The organism is Brevibacterium sp. SIMBA_078, assembly GCF_046534565.1.
In the GTDB taxonomy this organism is placed as follows: Bacteria; Actinomycetota; Actinomycetes; order Actinomycetales; family Brevibacteriaceae; genus Brevibacterium.
The window spans coordinates 1-383 of sequence record NZ_JAWRYQ010000047.1 but is presented as its reverse complement, the minus strand read 5'-3'; the positions used below and the strand labels follow the sequence as shown (position 1 = coordinate 383).

Annotated in this window: 1 protein-coding gene; it reads right to left on the bottom strand. The window is 40.5% G+C overall.

Annotated elements, in window-relative coordinates; genetic code table 11:
• Positions 1-119: 119 nt before the first annotated feature.
• The coding region (locus SB749_RS18800) for a phage head closure protein (RefSeq protein ID WP_410711637.1) at positions 120-383 on the bottom strand (264 nt) is incomplete at its 5' end.

The window sequence follows — 383 nt, the reverse complement described above, 5'->3', positions numbered from 1 at the left end:
CAGCATGACTGTAAATCAGTTCTGCTGTTTCTGTGACAATTTGTTTTGCTCGATCTATGACTTTGCGCTCAAATTTCTCAACCGTTTTCGCCATTTGCTTAGCCCATTTTCCGCTTACCTCAGCCATTAAGCACCTCTGAAACTTGGCATTTGAGACACATGATTTCATGCTCCCCGCCTTGATCTATAGGACTTGATTTCAATGTGAGTATTTTATTTTCGTATTTAATTCGCATGGTGTTGTCAATGTCTTCTCTATACTCGAAATAAACATTGTGATCAACTGGGTTTTGAAGCTGTTGTGCTTGATAAAATTCTCCCGATTTAACACTCGTCACTCGTGCGGGTATTGTAAGTTGGTCCACATGCTTCTCTGTGAAACC